At 72.3% G+C, this 21,311-nt stretch carries 20 protein-coding genes; 16 read left to right on the top strand and 4 right to left on the bottom strand.

Features of this window, described 5'->3' with window-relative positions:
- From APR03_RS01835 to APR03_RS01820, 4 genes are all read left to right on the top strand, one after another.
- A complete protein-coding gene (locus tag APR03_RS01835; RefSeq protein WP_253832153.1) occupies positions 1-891 on the top strand; it encodes a carbohydrate ABC transporter permease in 891 nt (296 codons plus the stop codon).
- Complete coding sequence (locus APR03_RS01830; RefSeq protein ID WP_253832151.1) at positions 881-1,753, top strand: carbohydrate ABC transporter permease; 873 nt, start codon at positions 881-883, stop codon at positions 1,751-1,753. The genes APR03_RS01835 and APR03_RS01830 overlap by 11 nt, the downstream gene beginning before the upstream one ends.
- 136 nt (positions 1,754-1,889) lie before the next feature.
- Entirely contained in the window at positions 1,890-3,719 is a 1,830-nt protein-coding gene (locus APR03_RS01825; RefSeq protein ID WP_253832149.1) for a BCCT family transporter, read from the top strand.
- Between the two features lie 52 nt (positions 3,720-3,771).
- On the top strand, positions 3,772-4,560 hold the full coding sequence (locus tag APR03_RS01820) for a GNAT family N-acetyltransferase (RefSeq protein ID WP_253832147.1): 789 nt from the start codon (positions 3,772-3,774) through the stop codon (positions 4,558-4,560).
- Here APR03_RS01820 and APR03_RS01815 read toward each other — a convergent pair.
- Positions 4,542-5,075: a GNAT family N-acetyltransferase gene (locus APR03_RS01815; protein WP_253832145.1), complete on the bottom strand. Its 534-nt coding sequence runs from the start codon at positions 5,073-5,075 to the stop codon at positions 4,542-4,544. The two genes, APR03_RS01820 and APR03_RS01815, sit on opposite strands and share 19 nt — an antisense overlap.
- A gap of 106 nt (positions 5,076-5,181) precedes the next feature.
- Between APR03_RS01815 and APR03_RS01810 the strand changes: the two genes are divergently transcribed.
- The 5 genes from APR03_RS01810 (at position 5,182) to APR03_RS01790 (ending at position 12,231) form a co-directional block, all read left to right on the top strand.
- Entirely contained in the window at positions 5,182-5,622 is a 441-nt protein-coding gene (locus APR03_RS01810; protein ID WP_253832143.1) for a cold-shock protein, read from the top strand.
- Positions 5,623-5,854: 232 nt separating this feature from the next.
- Positions 5,855-7,669, top strand: a complete 1,815-nt coding sequence (locus APR03_RS01805) for an ABC transporter family substrate-binding protein (RefSeq protein WP_253832141.1) — start codon at positions 5,855-5,857, stop codon at positions 7,667-7,669.
- Positions 7,670-7,864: 195 nt separating this feature from the next.
- Positions 7,865-9,385 carry an ABC transporter permease gene (locus tag APR03_RS01800; RefSeq protein WP_253832139.1) on the top strand — a complete coding sequence of 507 codons (1,521 nt, stop codon included), beginning with the start codon at positions 7,865-7,867 and terminating at the stop codon, positions 9,383-9,385.
- 27 nt (positions 9,386-9,412) lie between these two features.
- Positions 9,413-10,411: an ABC transporter permease gene (locus tag APR03_RS01795; RefSeq protein ID WP_253832136.1), complete on the top strand. Its 999-nt coding sequence runs from the start codon at positions 9,413-9,415 to the stop codon at positions 10,409-10,411.
- Between the two features lie 2 nt (positions 10,412-10,413).
- Positions 10,414-12,231 (top strand): ABC transporter ATP-binding protein, encoded by a 1,818-nt coding sequence (locus tag APR03_RS01790; protein WP_253832133.1) that lies wholly within the window; start codon positions 10,414-10,416, stop codon positions 12,229-12,231.
- 47 nt (positions 12,232-12,278) lie between these two features.
- Here the strand turns inward: APR03_RS01790 and APR03_RS01785 are convergent, their stop codons facing one another.
- Both APR03_RS01785 and dapD read right to left on the bottom strand, forming a co-directional pair.
- The gene (locus APR03_RS01785) at positions 12,279-13,235 is read right to left on the bottom strand and encodes a hypothetical protein (RefSeq protein WP_253832132.1); all 957 of its coding nucleotides are present in this window, start codon (positions 13,233-13,235) and stop codon (positions 12,279-12,281) included.
- A 59-nt stretch (positions 13,236-13,294) separates the two neighbouring features.
- Positions 13,295-14,242, bottom strand: coding sequence for a 2,3,4,5-tetrahydropyridine-2,6-dicarboxylate N-succinyltransferase (gene dapD / locus APR03_RS01780; protein WP_253832130.1), 948 nt, complete (start codon positions 14,240-14,242; stop codon positions 13,295-13,297).
- Positions 14,243-14,284: 42 nt separating this feature from the next.
- On the opposite strand from dapD, the gene dapE reads away from it, so the two are divergent.
- The 4 genes from dapE (at position 14,285) to APR03_RS01760 (ending at position 17,481) form a co-directional block, all read left to right on the top strand.
- A complete protein-coding gene (gene dapE, locus APR03_RS01775) occupies positions 14,285-15,412 on the top strand; it encodes a succinyl-diaminopimelate desuccinylase (protein WP_253832128.1) in 1,128 nt (375 codons plus the stop codon).
- A 9-nt stretch (positions 15,413-15,421) separates the two neighbouring features.
- Entirely contained in the window at positions 15,422-16,276 is an 855-nt protein-coding gene (locus APR03_RS01770; protein ID WP_253832126.1) for an LOG family protein, read from the top strand.
- The gene (gene folP / locus APR03_RS01765; RefSeq protein WP_253832124.1) at positions 16,277-17,194 is read left to right on the top strand and encodes a dihydropteroate synthase; all 918 of its coding nucleotides are present in this window, start codon (positions 16,277-16,279) and stop codon (positions 17,192-17,194) included. It begins immediately after the preceding gene.
- Positions 17,195-17,313: 119 nt separating this feature from the next.
- The gene (locus tag APR03_RS01760) at positions 17,314-17,481 is read left to right on the top strand and encodes a DUF3117 domain-containing protein (protein ID WP_119138860.1); all 168 of its coding nucleotides are present in this window, start codon (positions 17,314-17,316) and stop codon (positions 17,479-17,481) included.
- 117 nt (positions 17,482-17,598) lie between these two features.
- Here the strand turns inward: APR03_RS01760 and APR03_RS01755 are convergent, their stop codons facing one another.
- Positions 17,599-18,171 (bottom strand): O-methyltransferase, encoded by a 573-nt coding sequence (locus APR03_RS01755; protein ID WP_308216418.1) that lies wholly within the window; start codon positions 18,169-18,171, stop codon positions 17,599-17,601.
- Positions 18,172-18,416: 245 nt separating this feature from the next.
- Between APR03_RS01755 and sigE the strand changes: the two genes are divergently transcribed.
- The 3 genes from sigE to APR03_RS01740 are packed head-to-tail and all read left to right on the top strand — an operon-like array spanning position 18,417 to position 21,282.
- Positions 18,417-18,947, top strand: coding sequence for an RNA polymerase sigma factor SigE (gene sigE, locus APR03_RS01750; RefSeq protein WP_253832681.1), 531 nt, complete (start codon positions 18,417-18,419; stop codon positions 18,945-18,947).
- The gene (locus APR03_RS01745) at positions 18,947-19,909 is read left to right on the top strand and encodes an anti-sigma factor (RefSeq protein ID WP_253832122.1); all 963 of its coding nucleotides are present in this window, start codon (positions 18,947-18,949) and stop codon (positions 19,907-19,909) included. Before sigE ends, APR03_RS01745 begins: the two co-directional genes overlap by 1 nt.
- Positions 19,906-21,282: a S1C family serine protease gene (locus APR03_RS01740; protein WP_253832120.1), complete on the top strand. Its 1,377-nt coding sequence runs from the start codon at positions 19,906-19,908 to the stop codon at positions 21,280-21,282. The genes APR03_RS01745 and APR03_RS01740 overlap by 4 nt, the downstream gene beginning before the upstream one ends.
- Positions 21,283-21,311 lie beyond the last annotated feature (29 nt).

Below are 21,311 nucleotides of genomic sequence, written 5' to 3'. Positions count from 1 at the left end.
GTGGCAGCAGCGTCGGCGGCGGCACGCCGCGACCGGCTCGTCGGGTACACCATGGTCGCCCCGGTGGTGCTGGGGTCCCTGGCCTTCGTCGTGCTGCCGCTCGGCATGGTGGTCTGGTACTCCCTGCACGAGTGGAACGTCCTGGCGAACACCTTCACGTTCGTCGGGGCGGAGAACTACCAGCGCATGGCGGCCGACCCCGGCCTGGCGGACGCCCTGACGGCGACCCTCTGGTTCTCGGTCGGGCTCGTCGTGGTGAACATCGCGCTGGCGCTGCTGCTCGCCGTCCTGCTCGACCAGAAGCTGCCCGGCACCACGACGTTCCGGACCTTCTTCTTCTCGCCCGTCGTGGTCTCGCTCGTCGCGTGGACCATCGTCTGGAGCTTCCTGCTCCAGGCCGACGGCGGCATCAACGGCTTCCTCGGCGCGCTCGGCATCGAGGGGCCGAACTGGCTGCGGCACCCCACCACGGCCCTGGTCGCCGTCGTGATCGTGCAGGTCTTCAAGAACGTCGGGCTCAACATGATCCTGTTCCTCGCCGCGCTGCAGGGCGTGCCCGAGGAGCTCCACGAGGCGGCCCGCCTCGACGGTGCCGGCGCGTGGCGCCGGTTCCGCTCGATCACGCTCCCGCTGATCAGCCCGACCATCCTGCTGGTCTCGATCATCACGATCGTCGGCTCGCTCGAGGTGTTCGCGCAGATCGACGTGCTCACGGGCGGCGGGCCGGGCAGCTCGACCACCGTGCTCGTCTACTACCTGTACCAGCAGGCGTTCCGGTTCAACGAGTTCGGCTACGCCAGCGCCCTGGCCGTGCTGCTCTTCCTCATCGTCCTCGTCCTGACCCTGCTGCAGTGGCAGTCGCGCAAGAGGTGGGTGTTCCATGAAGTCTGACGTGAGACCCCGAGGGCTCACGCCCCGCACCCGGCGCGGCGTCACCCGCTGGCTGCTCGTGCTGCTCCTGGCCGTGCTGAGCCTGCCGTTCGTGTTCCCCACCTGGTGGATGGCCACGTCCAGCCTCAAGCCGATGAGCGAGATCCTGCGGCGCGTGCCCACCGTGTGGCCGCAGGACCCGTCCCTGGACGCCTACGGCAGGGTCTTCACGCTGCAGCCGTTCGCGCAGCAGTACTGGAACTCGCTGTACATCGCGGTGCTCGTGACGCTCGGCACCATGCTCGTGGCGGCGATGGCGGGCTACGCGTTCGCGCGCATCCGGTTCCCCGGCGCCAACGCGCTCTTCGTCCTCGTGCTCGTCGGCCTGCTGGTGCCGTCCGAGGTGACCATCGTGCCGCTGTTCCGCATCGTCAACACCCTCGGCCTCATCGACACCCACTGGCCGCTGATCGTCATCCCGGTGCTCGGGGCGCCCGCGGTGCTGGCCGTGTTCATCATGCGCCAGTTCTTCCTGGGGCTCCCGGTCGAGCTGGAGGAGGCGGGACGCATCGACGGGCTCGGGCGGTGGGGCGTGTTCTGGCGCATCGCCGTGCCCCTGTCGCGGTCCGCGCTCGGGGCAGTGGCGATCTTCACGTTCCTCAAGTCCTGGAACCTCTACCTCGAGCCCGTCGTGTACCTCTCCAGCAAGAAGAACTTCACGCTGCCCCAGGCGCTCACCCAGTACGTCGACGCCTACGGCGGGCCGATGTGGAACGTGCAGCTCGCGGCCACCACGCTCACCGTGCTGCCCGTGCTCGTGGTGTTCCTCCTGGCCCAGAAGCAGTTCGTGCAGGGCCTCGCGCACAGCGGCCTCAAGGGGTGACCACGCCCCGCCCGGGGGTGAAACTGCGTGTGGTGCTAACGTGAAGGGCTGCCTGTAGACCGTTCCTGTGTAAAGGAGTCCTGGCGCTCCCCGTGTGACCACCCGGAAGATCCGGGCGGACGGGAGCGCCGTCGTGATGAGCACTTCAGAGACCACCAAGACCCTCCTCGGGCGCGTGCAGCGCGCCGCGCACCGCGTCGAGCGGGCCGCCCTCGGCCCGCAGGACCACCGGGTCGGCACCGACCGGGTCGTCTTCGGTGTGGCCGGCCTGATCGCGCTCGCCTTCATCGTCTGGGGCTTCGTCAGCTCCGACACCCTCGGCGCGGTGGCCGACAGCGCGCTGAACGGCGTGCTGAAGAACTTCGGCTGGCTGTTCGTCACGGCCGCCACCGTCTTCACCGTCTTCGTCGTCGTCGTGGCGCTCGGCCGGTTCGGCCGGATCCCCCTGGGGCAGGACGGCGAGAAGCCGCAGTTCTCGACCCCGTCCTGGATCGCGATGATGTTCGCCACCGGCATGGGCATCGGCCTGATGTTCTACGGCGTGGGCGAGCCCCTGTACTTCTACATGGCGCCCCCGCCCGGCACCGTCGACGGCTCCACCCCCGCCGCCGCGGCCACCGCCATGGGCCAGACCCTGTTCCACTGGACCCTCTACCCCTGGGCGATGTACGCCATCGTGGGCCTCGGCATGGCCTACGGCACCTACCGCCTGGGGCGCTCGCAGCTGTTCAGCTCCATGTTCACCTCGCTGTTCGGCCGCAAGGCCGTCAACGGCACGGGCGGCCGCGTCATCAACGTGCTCGCCATCCTCGCCACGCTGTTCGGCTCCGCCTGCTCCCTGGGCCTGGGCGCCCTGCAGATCGGCGGCGGCATCCAGCACTCGGGCGTCATGGAGTCCGTCGGCACGGTGACCCTCGTGCTCATCATCGCCGTCCTGACCTGCCTCTTCGTGCTGTCGGCCGTGTCCGGCATCGAACGCGGCATCCAGTGGCTCTCCAACGCCAACATGTGGCTCGCGCTGCTGCTCGCCGTCATCGTGTTCATCGGCGGCCCCACGCTCTTCATCCTCAACGTGCTGCCCGCGTCGCTCGGCGCCTTCGTGGGTGACCTGCCCGAGATGGCCTCCCGCACCGCGGCCTCCGGCGACCAGGCGCTGTCCGACTGGATGGGCTCCTGGACCATCTTCTACTGGGCCTGGTGGGTGTCGTGGACGCCCTTCGTCGGCCCGTTCATCGCCCGCATCTCCCGCGGCCGCACCGTGCGCCAGTTCGTCACGGGCGTGCTGCTCGTGCCGTCCGTCGTCTCGACGGTCTGGTTCGCGATCTTCGGGGGCGGCGCCATCGGCCTCCAGGAGCGCGCCGAGCAGGCGCAGGACATGGGCGCGGCCCTCGCGGCCATCGGCGAGGGCGGGGCCGACATCAACTTCGACCTCATCTTCTTCCAGACCCTGGGCGCGCTGCCCGTGCCCGCCTGGGTCGGGTTCGCGCTGATGATCCTCGCGGTCGTGCTCGTGGCCATCTTCTTCGTCACGGGCGCGGACTCGGCCTCGATCATCATGGGCGGCCTGTCCGAGAACGGTGCGGAGGAGCCGAGCAAGAAGTCGGTGATCTTCTGGGGTGTCAGCACGGGCGCCGTCGCCGCCGCGATGCTGCTCGCCGGAGGCGACGACCCCGCCAGCGCCCTCAACGGCCTGAAGAACATCACCATCGTCTCGGCCCTGCCGTTCGTCGTGGTGATGCTCGTCCTCTGCGTCGCGCTCTGGAAGGACCTGTCCAACGACCCGCTCGTGCTCAAGCGGGCACTGGCGGTCCAGGTGCTCACCGAGACGGTCGACACCGGGGTGGAGAAGCACGAGGGTGAGCCGTTCGAGCTCGCCACGTCGGCGGCCACCGCCGACGACTCGGACGAGACCCCGGCCACCCCCGGCAACGGCCTGCCCCTGACCTCGGAGTCCCGCACGGACTGACCCGGCGCAAAATCCGTTGTGGCCACGGCGCACGGAGGCCGAGTGTGGGGGCATGACTGACAGCTCTCGCCTGCTGCGGGCCTACGACGACCAGCTCCGCACCGACGCCGAGACGCCCGGCGCGGTCTCGGTCACCCGCCTCGGCCCCCTGCGGCTGGTCACCTTCCTCGGCGGGCGCGGGTTCGTCACCTACCGCGACCTGGGCGGTGCCGACGAGGCGGGCGTCCGCGACCTGGTCGACGGCGCCGTGGCCCACTTCCGGGCCGACGGCGGCATCACCCGCGTCGAGTGGAAGACCCGCGGCCACGACCACGCGCCCGGCCTGCACGGCGCGCTCCTCACCCACGGGTTCGTGCCCGACGAGCCGGAGTCGATCATGATCGGCGAGGCGGCGGCGCTCGCGGTCGACGTGCCGCTGCCCGACGGCGTCACGCTGCGCCGGGTCACCGCGGAGGCAGACGTGCGTGCCATGTGCGCGATGCAGGACGAGGTGTTCGGCGCCCCGCCGTCGGACGAGACGGCGAACGCCGTGCTGCGCCGCCAGGCGCTGGACGACGGCATGGAGCTGTGGGTCGCCGAGGCCGCCGGACGGGTGGTCTCGGCGGGCCGGCTGGAACCGGTGGCCGGCACGGACTTCGCTGGGATCTGGGGCGGCAGCACCCGGCCGGAGTGGCGGGGCCGGGGCATCTACCGGGCCCTCACCGCCGCCCGCGCCCGTTCGGCGCTGGCCCGCGGGGCGACGCTGGTGCACAGCGACTCGACCGAGTACTCGCGCCCCGTCCTGGAGCGGTACGGCTTCGCCATGGTCTCCACCACGACGCCCTACACCTGGACGCGCTGACGTCCCATGATCGTGGCCGGCTCCGTCACGCCCGCGTAGCGGAAGCCGGGCAGGAGGTCCACGAACCCCATCCGGCGGTAGAGCACCTTGGCCCGGTCGGCGGGGTCGGCCGTGGTGGACAGCAGGGTGTGCCGGTGCGGCACCTGTCCGAGCAGCTCGCGCAGCAGCGCCGTCCCGTGCCCGCGGCCCTGGTGCTCCGGCAGCACCTCGAGCTCGTTGAGCTCGAAGGCGTCCTGCGTCCAGCGCGTGTGCCCGGCGTCCGCCAGGGCTGGTCCCACCTGCTGCGGCCACCAGTGGCCCGGCTGGTACTCGAAGCCGTAGACGAACCCCACCAGGTCGTCGCCCTCGAAGGCGCCGAGCGCGAGTGCGCCGTCGTACAGGGGGAGGTAGGCGAGCCGAGCGTCCCGGAAGTGGTCGCGCCGCTCGTCCGAGTACCCGAAGGCGCGCTGGTAGATGCGGGCCAGCTCGTCGGCACGCCGGAGCACCTCGGGGATGCCGAGCGCGCGGACCGTCATGAAGGAACGCTAACGCCGGTGCGCGGCGGGCGCGCCCGGCGGCGAGAAGTTGGACAACCGTCCTACACTCGATCCGCAGGGATTCTTACGAGGCGGAGTGTGTGTCGTGGTTCAAGGCAAGGTCATCAGGTTCGACGAGGTGCGCGGGTACGGGTTCGTCGCTCCGGACACCGGCGGCGACGACGTGTTCATCCACGTGAACGACCTCGAGTTCGACAAGCGGCACCTGGCCGTCGGCGCGGTCGTGGACTTCACCGTCGAGGACGGCGACCGGGGCCTGAAGGCGTCCACGGTCACCCTCGTCGCGCCCGCACCGGTCCTGGCCGGCGTCGGCGCGAGCCCGGGCGCCCTGGGCGGCGTCCCCACGTTCCTGCCGCCGCTGCCCGACGCCGCCGCGCGTCCCGCGGGCGAGGCCCCGTCCGAGCGCGAGCTCGCCGCCGAGGTGACCGAGGTGCTGCTGGCGGGCGTCCCGACGCTCACCGCCGAGCAGGTGCTCGCCGCGCGCGGGGTCTTCGTCGCGGTGGCGCGTTCGCACGGGTGGGTGTGATTTCACCCAAGGTGTTAACGCCTGGTTTCCACCTTTGTTGCCCGGAGACGATGTCGCTACGGGGCGATATCAGGTCGGTAACGATCAGTTCCGCCCGACAGCGGAATTGGGCAAATCCTCCCAACGCGTGAGTAGCGTGAGCGGAAACCATGACGGTGACGGACGTCTCACCCGGTCGCGCGCTGTGGCGCGTGCCGGTTGTCCGGCCCCGGCATTCCCCTGAGGAGGAACATTGAAGATCAGGCGACTGAGCGCCGCCGTCGCAGTGGCCGCCAGTGGCGCGCTGCTGTTCTCGGCGTGCACCAGCCCGGCAGGCAGCGACGACCCGGCCGAGGGCGACAGCACTGCCACCTCGGCGGCGGCCGACGGCCCGTGCAAGGCCGACCTCGGTGACGTGGCCACCGCTGACGGCGAGATCAAGGTGTCCGTCGAGGACGAGTTCCTCGGCTACAACTCGAACACCCCGGAGACCTACTCCACGTACAACAGCGCGGTGACCGACCGCCTGTTCAGCAACTTCTGGTACTTCGGCGACGACGGCTCGATCTGCACCGACGAGTCGTACGGCACCTACGAGGCCGTCTCCGAGGACCCGCTGCAGGTCGAGTACACCCTCAACGACGAGGCCGTGTGGTCGGACGGTACGCCGGTCACCTACGCGGACTACGTGCTCGACTGGGCCGCGCAGGCCATCACCGAGGACGGCAAGGTCACCGAGGACGGCACGGAGACCCCGCTGTTCAACCACATCTCGGGTCTGACCCTGGGTGACTACGTGCCCGAGGGCCCGCAGGCCGACTCGCCGGACGCCAAGACGTTCACCTACGACTACGAGACGGTCTACGCCGACTGGAAGATCCAGATCAGCTCGCCGTTCCCGGCCCACGTCGTGGCCGAGCAGGCCGGCGTCTCCACCGAGGAGCTCGTCGCGGCGATCCAGGACCTCGACATGGGCGTCCTGAAGAAGGCCGCCGAGTTCTGGAACGAGGGCTGGCTGTCGCAGCCGGGCCAGGTCCCGGACCCGGCCCTGACCCCGGTCACCGGCCCGTACAACTTCAAGGCCGACGGCTGGCAGGCCGGCCAGTACATCACCCTCGAGGCGAACGAGCAGTACTGGGGCACCCCGGCGGCCACCAAGGAGCTGACGTTCCGCTTCGTCGCGGCCGACGCCCAGATCCAGGCCCTCGCCAACGGTGACCTCGACGCGATCAACCCGAACGGCCCCACGGTCGACACGGTGCAGCAGCTCGAGCAGCTCGGCGACGCCGTCACGGTCGAGAGCAGCCCGACGCTGACCTGGGAGCACCTGGACTTCAACTTCGGCTCGGGCATCTTCTCCGACAGCCTGGAGGCCCGTGAGGCGTTCGCGCTCTGCGTGCCGCGCCAGAAGATCGTGGACGACCTGATCCAGCCGATCGACCCCGAGGCCGTCGTCATGAACGCCCGCGAGGTCTTCCCGTTCCAGGAGAACTACGAGGACGTCGTCTCGCAGTCCTACGACGGCCGCTACGACGAGGTCGACCTCGACGCCGCCAAGGAGAAGTTCGAGGCCGCCGGCCTCGAGGAGGGCACCAAGGTCCGGATCGGCTACGCCGCCCCGAACCCGCGCCGTGCCGCCGAGGTCGAGGCCATCAAGTCCTCGTGCGACCAGGTCGGCTTCGACGTCGAGGACTCCGCCGCGGAGGACTTCTTCGACAAGGACCTGCCGAACGGTGACTACGAGGTCGCGCTCTTCGCGTGGGCCGGCTCGGGCCAGATCGCCTCGGGCCAGAACATCTACGCGACGGACCAGCCGCAGAACTACGGCAAGTACTCCGACGAGACCGTGGACGAGGCCTGGAAGACCCTGGCCGGCACCACGGACGAGGCGGTGCACGCCGAGCAGGTCGTCGTGATCGAGAAGCAGCTGTGGGACACCCTGTTCGGTATCCCGCTGTTCGCCCACCCGGGCGTCATCGCGAGCAGCTCCAGCGTGGAGAACGTGCGTCCGACCGCCGCGCAGAGCGGCATCGTCTGGAACGCCGAGCAGTGGGCCCGCGCCTCCTGACGCGAGCCTGAAGCAGGACCTGCGGGGAAGGGAGCGCCTGTTCCCTTCCCCGCAGGGCTGTCCGCGCCCCTCCGGATAATTTCTTGCTCCGGGCTGCGGCGATGGCGGCACTTTTCATCCTTTGCCCTACAGTGACCCACTGATCGCATTCCTCTCAGCAGACGCCGTGCTGCGTCCGCCTCGAAGGGCCAACCCGTGCTCAAGTTCATCCTCCGGCGCATCGGCGTCTCGGCGCTCGTCCTGCTGGGCGCCTCGTTCCTCATGTTCATCCTGGTCATCAACTCAGGAGATCCGCTCAAGGACCTGCGCGAGTCGAACGCGCAGAACCGCGAGCAGCTCATGGCCCAGCGGGCCGAGCTGCTGCGGCTCGACGACAACCCGTTCGAGCGGTACTGGGACTGGCTCACGGGTGTCGCCGGATGCTTCACCGGCAGCTGCGACCTCGGCGTGACGATCAACGGCGTCGACGTGCTGGGACTCACGCAGCAGGCCGCGGCATCGTCGCTGCGGCTCATCACGCTCGCCACGCTGCTCGCCATCGTCGTCGGTGTGGCGCTGGGCATCCTCACGGCCATCCGCCAGTACTCCGGCTTCGACTACGTGGTCACGTTCAGCGCGTTCCTCTTCTTCTCGCTGCCGGTGTTCTGGGCGGCGACGCTGCTCAAGGAGTTCGCGGCCATCCAGTACAACAACTGGATCGCGGTGGGCCAGTACGCACCGACCACCATCGTGGTCGCCGCGCTGGTGGTGGGCTTCGTGCTCCAGGCCGTGCTCGGCGGTACCAGGCGACGGCGCCTGGTCACCGGGGTCGGCGCCTTCGCGTTCGTCGCGGTCGTGCTGTTCGTGTTCAACGCGCTCGACTGGTGGCGCAACCCGACGTTCGGCCTGGGCGGCGTGCTCCTGGTCTCGGCGGCCGCAGGCGTGCTGGTCACGGCCCTGGTGGCCGGCCTGCGCAACCGGCGCGTGCTGTACGCGGCGCTCACCACCTCCGTGGTCGGTACCGTCGCCTACCTCGCGTTCGCGCCGCTGCTCGTGAACCAGCCGTCGTGGCTGCTGCTCGCCGGGCTGTTCGTGCTCACGCTGCTCGTCTCGGCCGGCATCGGCGCCGCCTGGGGCGGGTTCGCGCGGCGGCAGGCGATGCTCGTCACCGGCATCACGGGCGTCATCACCAGCATCCTGGTCGTGGCCGACATCCTCATCGCGAACTGGTCGAGCTTCCTGGGCATCAAGTCGCGGCCCATCTCGACCATCGGCTCGCAGACGCCGAACTTCACCGGTGACTTCTGGGAGCAGGTGCTCGACATGGGCACGCAGATCCTGCTGCCCACGGTGCTGCTCACCCTCGTCTCGGTGGCGACGCACTCGCGCTACACGCGCTCGTCGATGCTGGAGACACTGAACCAGGACTACGTGCGCACCGCCCGGTCCAAGGGGCTGTCGGAGCGCGAGGTCATCGTCAAGCACGCGTTCCGCAACGCGCTGATCCCCATCACGACGATCGTCGCGTTCGACTTCGCGGCGCTCATCGGTGGCGCGGTCATCACCGAGCAGGTGTTCGGCTGGAAGGGCATGGGCGCCCTGTTCCAGGACGGCCTCAACGCGGTCGACCCGGCGCCCGTCATGGCGTTCTTCCTCGTCACGGGCATCGCCGCCGTGGTGATGAACCTCGTGGCAGACCTCGCGTACGCGGCCCTCGACCCCCGGATCCGGCGCTGAGCGCGGGCCACGGCAGGAGACACACACATGAGTGACATCAGGAACAGCAACCCGGGCGGCGAGGACTACGAGCCGCAGATCTCGGCGTCGGGCACGGACGCCGTCGGCCTCGCGGCCGGCGGGTCCGCCGCGCCGCTGCCCACCGAGGACAAGTCCTACAGCCAGGGCCAGCTCGTGGCCCGCCGGTTCTTCCGGCACCGGGGTGCCATCACGTCGATGATCGTGCTCGGCCTGCTCGTCGTCGTGGCCTTCACGTCCATCGGCGTGGGCCCGATCCCCGGCTGGTGGCCCAAGGACTACACGCTGCAGTACGACAAGATCGGCGACGGCGCGCCCACGTGGGAGTACCCGTTCGGCCAGGACACGGGCGGCAAGGACTACTTCGCCCTGGTGATGCGGGGCACGCAGTTCTCGCTCATCATCGCGTTCTCCGTCGGGATCGTCTCGACCATCGTCGGTACCGTCGTCGGTGCCCTCGCCGGCTTCTACCGCGGCTGGGTCGAGTCGGTGCTCATGCGCGTCACCGACGTGTTCATCATCATCCCGCTGCTCGCCGTCGCCGCGGTGCTCGGCCGGATGGCCGGCGACTCCGGCATCTGGGGCCTGGCCCTCGTGCTCGGCCTCGTCACCTGGACGAGCCTCGCCCGCCTGGTGCGCGGCGAGGTGCTCTCGCTGCGCGAGCGGGACTTCGTGCTGGCCGCGCGGGCCGTGGGCACGGGCGCCTGGCGCATCATCACCCGGCACGTGCTGCCCAGCGCCGTGGGCGTGATCATCGTGTCCGCGACGCTCTCCATCTCGAGCGCGATCCTGCTGGAGACGTCGCTGAGCTACCTCGGCTTCGGCGTGCAGCCGCCGGACACCTCGCTCGGCACCCTCATCCACGACTACCAGGCCGCGTTCTCCACCCGGCCGTGGCTGTTCTGGTGGCCCGGCATCATGATCCTCACCATCGCCCTGTGCGTGAACTTCATCGGTGACGGCCTGCGTGACGCCTTCGACCCCCGCCAGAACCGGACCAAGGACTGAGCATGACCACTCTCGACATCAGCACGCCCGGTCCGGCCTCCGCGACCGGCGACGCGGTCCTCTCCTTCGAGGGCCTCGACGTCACGTTCAAGACCGAGTTCGGCGACGTCCACGCCGTCAAGGGCATCGACCTGGAGGTGCGCCCCGGCGAGGTGGTCGCGCTCGTGGGCGAGTCCGGCTCGGGCAAGTCCGTCACGTCCATGACGGCGCTGGGCCTGCTGCCGCGCAACGCGCGCGTCGGCGGCACGGTGCGCGTGGGCGACAAGGTGGTGGGCGCCCTGGACGGCAAGGCGCTGCGCGACATGCGCGGCAACGACGTCGCCATGGTGTTCCAGGAGCCGATGACGGCGCTCAACCCGGTGCTCACAATCGGCGACCAGCTCACCGAGGGCCTCCAGCTGCACGGCATCGCGTACGGCAAGCAGGCCATGGCCCGGGCGGCCGACCTGCTCGCCATGGTGGGCATCCCCGAGCCGGAGCGTCGCCTCAAGCAGTACCCGCACGAGCTCTCGGGCGGTCAGCGCCAGCGTGTGGTCATCGCCATGGCCATCGCGTGCGACCCGAAGGTGATCATCGCCGACGAGCCCACCACGGCGCTCGACGTCACGGTGCAGGCCGAGATCCTCGACCTGCTGCGCTCGCTCAAGGACAAGCTGAACACCGGCATCCTGCTGATCACCCACAACATGGGCGTCGTGGCGGACATGGCCGACCGCGTCGCCGTCATGCTCAAGGGCGACCTCGTGGAGACCGGCACCGCGGACCAGGTGCTCAACCACCCCCGCCACGAGTACACCAAGCGCCTGCTGGCGGCCGTGCCGCACCTGGGCGCGGGGCCGGGCCAGTTCGGCGACGTCGCCGCCGTGACCGCCACCCCCGACGACCTGCCGGCGCTCGACCTGAGCAACCTCGTCATCGAGTACCGCCGCGTCGGCAAGCCGACCTTCCGCGCCGTCGACGACGTCTCGCTGTCCGTGGCGCAGGGCGAGATCGTCGGCCTCGTGGGCGAGTCGGGCTCGGGCAAGTCGACCATCGCGAAGTGCGCGCTCGGGCTCATCCCCGCCGCGTCCGGGTCGGTGTCGATCCTCGGCAGCGACTTCCGCCGGATGAAGGGCAAGGACCTCAAGGCGCTGCGCCGGCGCATCGGCGTCGTCTTCCAGGACCCGGCGTCCTCGCTGAACCCCCGCCTGCCCATCGGCGACGTCATCGCGGAGCCGCTCGTGGTGCACCAGGAGGGCGACGACAAGTCGCGCCGCCGTCGCGTGCTCGAGCTGCTCGACGCCGTCGAGCTGCCGCGCAACGCCTACAACCGCTACCCGCACGAGCTCTCGGGCGGCCAGCGGCAGCGCGTCAGCATCGCCCGCGCCCTCACGCTCGACCCCGAGCTGCTGGTGGCCGACGAGCCGACGTCGGCCCTGGACGTGTCGGTGCAGGCCAACGTGCTCAAGATGTTCACGGCGCTGCAGGAGCGGTACAAGTTCGCGTGCCTGTTCGTGAGCCACGACCTCGCCGTGATCGACCTGCTGGCCCACCGCGTGGTGGTGCTGCAGAACGGCCGCATCGTGGAGCAGGGCCCGCGCGAGGAGGTGCTGCACCACCCCCGCGAGGAGTACACGCAGCGGCTCATCGCGGCGGCCCCCGTGCCCGAGCCCCTGGAGCAGCGCCGGCGTCGTGAGGCCCGGCACGCGCTGCTGGCCCAGCTCGGCGACGAGGTCACCGAGCTGCACGTCGAGGACGACTACGAGCGTCCGTACCCGACCCGGGACGAGGGCGGCAACGCGTCGGGCCTGGGCGGCTTCATGGCCGACGGCGGCAGCTGACCCCGGTCCGCCCCCGCCCCGGTGACCACCTCGGCGGGGGCGGCGGGCTACTCGGCGACGTCCACCGTGATGCGGACCTCGCCGGGGGCCAGCCGGGAGTCCGCCGGCAGCCAGCCCGCCTCGTCCCGGAGCCACACCTGGTCGCTCACGCGCACCTCGACGGCCTGCGTGGCCTGCGCCGTCGCCACCGCCCACTGGGCCGTGGCCCACGCGCCGCGCTCCGGGTCGTCCGGGGACAGCGGCGTCGCGTCCACCGTCACCGTCGACGACGCGGGGTCCTGCCGGCTCGTGTCGGCCTGCGCGGTCGCGGGTGCCAGGCCGAGGTCCCGCCCCAGGCGGCCGGCCACCACGTCACGCGCGGCGTCCGGCGCCTTCTGGTCGGCGTCCGCAACGGGACCCAGCTCGCACGACAGCACGCCGCGCGAGTTGCCGGTCAGCGCGGACGCCCAGGCCCGCGACCGCATCTCGTGCTGCGCGTACGCCTGCGGGTAGGCCGAGCGCTGGACGGTCTGCGCGGCGTCGGTCACCGCCATGTCCTCGTACCCCTCGACCTTCACGAGCACGTCGTAGAACGCGTTGGTCGAGTACACCGGGTCCATGATCTGCTCGGCCGTGCCCCAGCCCTGCGAGGGCCGCTGCTGGAACAGGCCCACCGAGTCCCGGTCGCCGTGGTCGATGTTGATGAGCTTCGACTCCTGCAGTGCCGTGGCCAGGCCGATCGTCGTGGCCCGCGCGGGTAGGCCGCGCGCGACCGCCGTGCCCGCCACGAGCGCGGCGTTGTCCGCCTGGTCGGGCGAGAGGAACCAGTCCGAACCGTCCAGCTCCGCGGTGCAGCGCTCGGTGACGGGCCCGCCGCCGCTCAGCCGGTTGAGGCCGACGACGACGCCCACCGTCGCGACCGCGCACACCGAGCCGATGGCGACGAGGTACTTGAGGGCGCGCCGGACCGGGCGTCGCGGCGCGGCAGGGGTGGGGGCCGGCGGGCCGGCCGCCAGGAGTGCCATGCGTGCTCCCTGAGGTGCGGGGCGTCGTGCGGTGGGTCAGCGTGTTGGATCGGGCGGGATCAGTTGGCGTGCAGCGCCTCGTTCAGCTCGATCCCCACGCCGGTGCGGTCGAGCACCTCGACGGTGCCCGTGGTCGAGTTCCGGCGGAACAGCAGGTTGCTGCGCCCCGCGAGCTCGCGCGCCTTCACGGCCGCGGTGCCGTCGCCGGTCGGGTCGACGGCCGCGCCCAGGATGGTGACCTTGGTGCCCGCGGTCACGTAGAGGCCCGCCTCGACCACGCAGTCGTCGCCGAGCGGGATACCGAGGCCCGCGTTCGCACCGAGCAGGCACCGCTCGCCGAGGGACACGACCTCCTTGCCGCCGCCCGACAGGGTGCCCATGATCGACGCACCGCCCCCGACGTCGGAGCCGTCGCCCACGGTGACGCCCGCGGAGATCCGGCCCTCGACCATGGACGCCCCGAGCGTGCCTGCGTTGTAGTTCACGAATCCCTCGTGCATCACCGTGGTGCCGGGGGCCAGGTGCGCGCCGAGGCGCACGCGGTCGGCGTCGGCGACGCGGACGCCCGACGGGAGCACGTAGTCGACCATGCGCGGGAACTTGTCGACGCCGTAGACCGTCACCGGGCCGCGGGCGCGCAGGCGCAGCCGGGTCTCCTCGAAGCCCTCGACGGCGCACGGGCCGGCGCTGGTCCAGACCACGTTGGCCAGCACGCCGAAGATGCCGTCGAGGCTCAGGCCGTGCGGCCGCACGAGGCGGGTCGACAGCAGGTGCAGGCGCAGGTATGCGTCGGACGCGTCCTTCGGCGGGTCGGCGAGGTCGATCTGCGTGGTCACGACCTCGTGCCGGACGCGCCGCACGTCGTCGGTGCCGGCGAGCGCGGACAGGGACCCGGGCGGCGTGACGCCGGCCGGGGCGTCACCGAGGGCCGGGGCGGGGTACCAGGTGTCGAGAGTGGTGCCGTCGTCGGCGATCGTGGCCAGGCCGAAGCCCCATGCGGTCGTCATGCGCCCAGCCTAACCGGCGTGACCAGCGCCTAGGGTTGCCCTGTGGACACCGTGACCGCCCCCGCCCTGCCCGACCCGACCGGCCCCGACGCCGATCTCGTGGCCCTCACGCGCGCGCTGTGCGACATCCCGTCCGTGAGCGGCTCGGAGAAGGCCCTGGCGGACGCGATCGAGGCCCTCCTGCGCGGCCTGCCGCACCTCGACGTGGTGCGCGACGGCGACGCCCTGGTCGCCCGCACGGACCTGGGCCGGGACCGGCGCGTGGTCGTCGCCGGCCACATCGACACCGTGCCCGTCGCGGACAACCTGCCCACGCGCCTGGACGGCACCGGCACCGACGCCGTGCTGTGGGGCCGCGGCACCGTCGACATGCTGGGCGGGGTGGCCGTCGCCCTCGCGCTGGCGGCGGAGCTCGGGGCGCCGGGCAGCGCGCCGGCGCACGACCTCACGTGGATCTTCTACGACCACGAGGAGGTCGACTCGGCCCTGAACGGCCTCGGCCGCCTGGCCCGGAACCACCCGGACCTGCTGCGCGGCGACTTCGCGATCCTGGGCGAGCCCTCGAACGCCGGGATCGAGGGCGGCTGCAACGGCACCATGCGCGTCGAGGTGCGCACCCGGGGCGTCGCGGCCCACTCGGCGCGCGCGTGGACCGGCGAGAACGCCATCCACGCCGCCGCGCCCGTGCTCGCCCGGCTCGCGGCCTACGAGCCGCGCGAGGTCGAGGTCGACGGCCTGGTCTACCGGGAGGGCCTGAACGCCGTGCGGATCGAGGGCGGCATCGCGGGCAACGTCATCCCCGACGCGTGCACGATCGAGGTGAACTACCGGTTCGCGCCGTCCCGCACCACGCAGGAGGCCGAGGCGCACCTGCGGCAGGTCTTCGAGGGCTTCGACGTCGTGGTGACCGACGCCGCGGGCGGCGCCCGCCCCGGCCTGGACGACCCGCTGGCCGCCCGGTTCGTGCGCTCGGTGCTCGACACCACGGGCGGCGCCCCGGCCCCGAAGTACGGCTGGACCGACGTCGCACGGTTCGCCGAGCTCGGGGTGCCCGCCGTGAACTTCGGCCCCGGTGACCCCCTGCTGGCCCACAAGGACGACGAGCGGCTGCCCGTGGCGCAGCTCGCGCAGTGCCGCGACGCGCTGCGCGCCTGGCTGCTCGGCGGATAGCGTGGGCTCATGAGTGACGAAGGCCTCCCGGAGACCGGCCGCGGGTACCGCCGCGGTCCGGTGCTCCTGCGCGGGAACCAGATCCCGAAGACCACCACGGACCAGCGGCTGCTGGCCTCCGACCAGGACACCGACTGGCTGCACAGCGACCCCTGGCGGGTCATGCGCATCCAGAGCGAGTTCGTGGAGGGGTTCGGCGCCCTCGCGGAGCTGGGGCCCGCCGTCTCCGTGTTCGGCTCGGCCCGGACCAAGCCCGACCACCCCGACTACCGGGCGGGCCAGGAGGTCGGCCGGATGCTGGTCGAGGCGGGCTACGCCGTCATCACGGGCGGCGGTCCCGGGATCATGGAGGCGGCCAACAAGGGTGCCGCGGAGGCGGGCGGCACGTCCGTGGGCCTCGGCATCGAGCTGCCCTTCGAGCAGGGCGTCAACCAGTACGTCAACCTCGGCATCAACTTCCGCTACTTCTTCGCGCGCAAGACGATGTTCCTCAAGTACGCGCAGGGCTTCATCGTCATGCCCGGCGGCTTCGGCACGTTCGACGAGCTGTTCGAGGCGGTCACGCTCGTGCAGACCCACAAGGTCACGCAGTTCCCGCTCGTCCTCGTGGGGAAGAGCTACTGGGGCGGCCTCATGGACTGGCTCCGCAGCAGCGTGCTCGAGCACGGCACCATCAGCGAGGCGGACCTCGACATCATCTACCTCACCGACGACCCCGCCGAGGCGGTGCACCACGTGGTCGAGCGGGCGCACCAGATCGCGGCCGAGCAGGCGGCCCTCCAGGCCGCGGCCGCCGCGGAGCAGGCCACCGAGACCACGGGCGCCTCGGGCCTGTGGCTGCCGAGCACCCTGGGCGGCGCGTAGGTGGACCACCCGGACGCCGTCCCGCGGCCGTCCGCGCCGCTGGTGCTGCGCGGGCGGGAGGTGGGCCGGGACGGCGGCGCCGTGCGCCCCGTGGTGATGGCGGTGCTCAACCGCACCACCGACTCGTTCTACGCCCCCGCCCGCGTGCCCGACGACGCCGCCGCGCTCGCGGTCGCCGAACGGGCGTACGCCGACGGTGCCGAGATCCTCGACGTCGGCGGCGTGCGGGCCGGCACCGGCGAGCCGGTCGACGAGGCGGAGGAGATCCGCCGCGTGGTCCCGTTCGTGGCGGCGGTCCGCGCGGCGGTGCCGGACCTGCTGGTCTCGGTCGACACGTGGCGCGCGGGCGTGGCGCGGGCGGCGATCGACGCGGGCGCGGACCTGATCAACGACACCTGGGCCGGGCACGACCCGGAGCTGGTGGAGGTGGCGGGCGCGGCCGGCGTCGGCGTCGTCTGCTCGCACACGGGCGGGGCGGTGCCGCGCACCGACCCGTACCGGGTCGAGTACCCCGGCCCCGACGGGCTGCTGCGCGACGTGGTCGCGACCCTGCGGCGCAGCGCGGAGCGCGCCGTGGCGTGCGGCGTGCCGCGGGAGTCGGTGCTCGTGGACCCGACGCACGACTTCGGCAAGAACACCTGGCACTCCCTGGAGCTGCTGCGCCGCACCGGCGCGCTGGCCGGGCTGGGCTTCCCCCTGCTCATGGCGCTGTCCCGCAAGGACTTCGTGGGGGAGACGCTCGACCTGCCGCCGGAGGAACGGCTGGAGGGCACCCTCGCCGCGACCGCCGTGGCGGCGTGGCTCGGCGCGCGGGTGTTCCGCGCGCACGACGTGCGGGCGACGCGCCGGGTGCTGGACCTCGTGGCGGCCGTGCGGGACGAGGCCCCGCCGGCCGCCGCGCTGCGTGGCCTGGCCTGACGCGCGCCGCAGGTGGAAATCAAGGGGCGGCAGTTGAACTAGAATGGGTCCGTGCCCTCGGCGTTCGCCGGGAACATGAATGCTGCTACACACCGGACAACGGAATGGGAGAGCCACACATGGCTGCGATGAAGCCGCGGACGGGTGACGGACCGCTCGAGGTCACCAAGGAGGGGCGCGGCATCGTCATGCGCGTACCGCTCGAGGGCGGCGGCCGGCTCGTCGTCGAGCTCAACGCGACCGAGGCGAGCGAGCTCGGCGACGCTCTCCAGACCGTCGTCGCCTGATCTCCCGGTCCTGAGACACCCACGGCGACACCCACGGCGATACCCGTAGTCCCGCGACCAGACCCGCCGCCGTCTCGTGCCCCGGCGGTCCGCCGCGCGAGCAGGCCCGGGCGCGGTTCAGCGCCGGACGGCCAGCAGCAGCCCGTCCCCGCTCGGCAGCATGGCAGGCAGTACCCGTTCGTCGTTGCGCAGCGTCCGGCCCACCTCCCGCACCACGGTGGTGAGCTCGTCGCGGCGGGCCGGGTCCGCCACCCGGTCGCGCAGCAGCGCGCCGTCGACGGCCAGCACACCGCCCGGCCGCAGCAGCCGCAGGGCCTCGTCCACGTACTCGGGGTAGGCCAGCGGGTCGCTCGCCACGAGCACCAGGTCGTACGCGCCGTCGGCCAGCCGGGGCAGCACGTCCCCGGGCCGCCCGGGGATGATCCGGGTGCGCTGCGGCGCCACGCCGTCCTCGGCGAACGCGACGCGGGCGGCCCGCTGGTGCTCCACCTCGCGGTCGATGGTCGTGAGCTGGCCGTCCAGCGGCATGCCCCGCAGCAGCCAGAGCGCCGCGACGCCGGCCCCCGTGCCGACCTCCACCACCGCACGCGCGCCCGTGGCCGCCGCCAGCACCCGCAGCACCGCGCCCACGCCCGGCAGCACGGCCGGCGTTCCGAGCTCCGAGGCCCGCTCGCGGGCGCGCAGGAGCACCTCGTCCTCGGGGACGAAGGCCTCGCTGTAGACCCAGGCCGCGACCCTGCCGTGGCCGGACGGCTCCGCTGTGCTGATGGCTTCCTCCGCTGGACCTGTCCAGATGTGTGCGTCACGTGCGGCGTCAGGGTACAGCCCGTGGGAACGACTGGGCCGACACGTGCGTTGAGAGGACGATGACTTCTGTGAGTACTCGCGCAGCAGACGCAGGCGCGCCGGCCCCCACCGGGACCGGCGCCGCCGACATGCCCTGGCAGCCGCCCACGTGGGAGGAGATCGTGCGGGAGCACTCCGCGCGCGTCTACCGCCTCGCCTACCGCCTGACGGGCAACAAGCAGGACGCGGAGGACCTCACGCAGGAGACGTTCATCCGGGTGTTCCGGTCCCTGTCCAGCTACACGCCGGGCACGTTCGAGGGCTGGCTGCACCGCATCACCACCAACCTGTTCCTCGACGGCGCGCGCCGCAAGAAGCGCATCCGCATGGAGGCGATGGGCGACGACGACGGCCACGTCGCCGACACCGGCGACTTCGGCCGGCCGGAGCGCGGGTACGAGCACGCCAACCTCGACCAGGACGTGCAGAAGGCGCTCGACGCCCTGCGTCCCGAGTACCGCGCCGCCGTCGTGCTGTGCGACATCGAGGGCCTGAGCTACGAGGAGATTGCCGTGACGCTGGGCGTGAAGCTCGGCACGGTGCGCTCGCGGATCCACCGGGCCCGGGCCCAGCTCCGCGACGCGCTGGAGCACCTGGCACCGACCCGCGGGGGTGCCTGATGGCCCACCTCGGCGACCTCATCAGCGCCCTGGCCGACGGGCAGCTCTCGCCCGCGGACACCGAGAAGGCGCTGTCCCACGTGACCACCTGCCGCCTGTGCGCACGCGAGCTGGACACGGCCCGCGCGGCGCGGCGCGCGCTGTCGTCCGCGGCCGACGTGGTGCCCGACCCGGCGCTCACGGCGCGGCTCATGGCGCTCCAGGCCAGCATCCCGCCCACGGACGAGGACCCGCTGCGGCGCCCGCTCCTGGGCCCGGACCCCCTGTCCGCCCAGTCGTGGCAGGCGGCGTCGTTCTCGGGGTCGTTCTCCGGCCGGGATGCCTTCGACGGCCGCATCGACCGCCCGGCCCGGCGCCGGCGGACCGCCCGGATCACGGCACTCGGCGTCGGCGGCGTCGGCGTGCTGGGGCTCGCGCTGTTCACCCTGGGCGACGTGCCGGTGGTGTCGCCGCAGCTCTCCGCGCAGACGAGCATGACCATGCTGGGCCGCACCGGCACGAGCCAGGCGGCGGCCGGCCAGGACGTGCTGGCCACGCTCGACGGCGCGCCCGGCGGCCGCACGGCCGCGGCGCTCGACTGGGTCGAGGACCACGGCTGGGTGGCGCCCGCCGAGCTCCCCGACGGCTACACCGTCACGGCCATGCGTCTCGTGGGTGAGCGCGGCCAGACGCTGGAGATCGACCTGACCGGCCCGTCGGGCCACGCCGTGGTCCGGGAGCGCGCCGGCCAGCTCGCCCAGGAGGGCACCACGACGGCCGACGGCGTCCAGGTGCTCGCGACCGATCCCGTCCACGTGGCGTGGCAGTCGCAGGACATGGTGGTGGACGTCGTGGCCGAGGCACCCGAGGAGGTGCTGAGCGAGCTCGTGGCGTCGTTCGGTGAGCATGGCTACGATGCCGGGGTCCTGCCCCGCATCGCCCGCGGGTGGCACACCGTGACAGGAGCCATCGAGAGCCCATGACCGACGAGAACCCGTTCGCGCCGCCCACGCCGCGAGCAGCAGTGCCCCCCGCGACACCGACCACGAACGGACCGCACGCCCCCGAGGGCGCGCCGGAGCGCGCCACGGAGGAGCTCCCGGCGGCCGGCGCCATGACGACGGTGCCGCTGACGACGGTGCACCTGACCACACCGCCGGCGGGGGCGAGCGGGACGCCGTCCGACGACGCGGCCGCGGATCCGCAGCAGCCGGAGCGGACCCCGTCCGGGCAGAGCGCACCGCGCGCCCGGCGCGGCCGCCTCGGCGCGCGCTCCGCCGTCGCCGTGCTGCTGCTGGGCCTGGTCGCGGGTGCCGGCGGCGGGGCGGGTACCTACGCGCTGCTGGACGGCGGGCCGACGGCGCGCCCCGCGGACGCCGCGCTGCCCGAGCCCGCGGCCGGCGCCACCCACGTGGACCGGCCCGAGGGCTCGGTCGCGGCCATCGCCGCGGCCGCGCTGCCGAGCGTCGTCTCGATCGAGGTGCGGGCCGACCAGGGCGTCGCCACCGGGTCCGGGATGATCCTGAAGGCCGAGGGGTACATCCTCACCAACAACCACGTGGTCGCCGAGGCGGCGAACGGGGCGGACGTGACCGTCACGTTCGCCGACGGGCACGAGCAGCCCGCCGAGCTGGTCGGTGCCACGCCGGACTACGACCTCGCGGTGATCCGCGTGGACGAGACCGGCCTGGAGCCGCTGGTGCTGGGCGACTCCGACGACGTCGTCGTGGGCGACTCGGTGCTCGCCGTCGGGTCCCCGCTGGGCCTGGAGGCCACCGTCACCACGGGCATCGTCAGCGCGCTGCACCGCCCCGTGAAGGCGGGCGAGGCCGCCGCGGCGGCCTTCATCGACGCGATCCAGACCGACGCCGCGATCAACCCCGGCAACTCGGGCGGCCCGCTGGTCAACACCGCGGGCGAGGTGATCGGCATCAACTCCGCCATCGCGCAGGGCCCCGGCACCACCACCGCCACGGGCAACATCGGGCTCGGCTTCGCCATCCCGTCGAACCAGGCGCGGCACACGGCCGAGCAGCTCATCGAGACGGGTACGGCCACGTTCCCCGTCATCGGCGTGCTCCTGGACCCCACCTACCAGGGCGAGGGCGTCCGCGTCGCGGAAGGGCCGCAGCAGGGCACGCCGGCCGTCACGCCCGGCGGCCCCGCCGACCAGGCGGGCGTGCGGCCCGGCGACGTGATCCTGTCGATCGACGGCCGTCCCGTGTCGGTGGCCGACGAGCTCATCGTGGCCATCCGCGCCAAGGCCCCGGGCGACCCGGTCACGCTGCAGGTGCGTTCGGACGGCGACGAGCGCGAGGTGCGCATCGTCCTCGAGGAACGGTCGAGCGGGCAGTGAGCCGGGTTCATCGGACGTTCGCCGGGGGT

Origin of the sequence: Promicromonospora thailandica (genome assembly GCF_024171955.1) — a bacterium.
In the GTDB taxonomy this organism is placed as follows: Bacteria; Actinomycetota; Actinomycetes; order Actinomycetales; family Cellulomonadaceae; genus Promicromonospora; species Promicromonospora thailandica.
The sequence above is the reverse complement of the archived record's forward strand: the minus strand, read 5'-3'. Positions and strand labels throughout refer to the sequence as shown.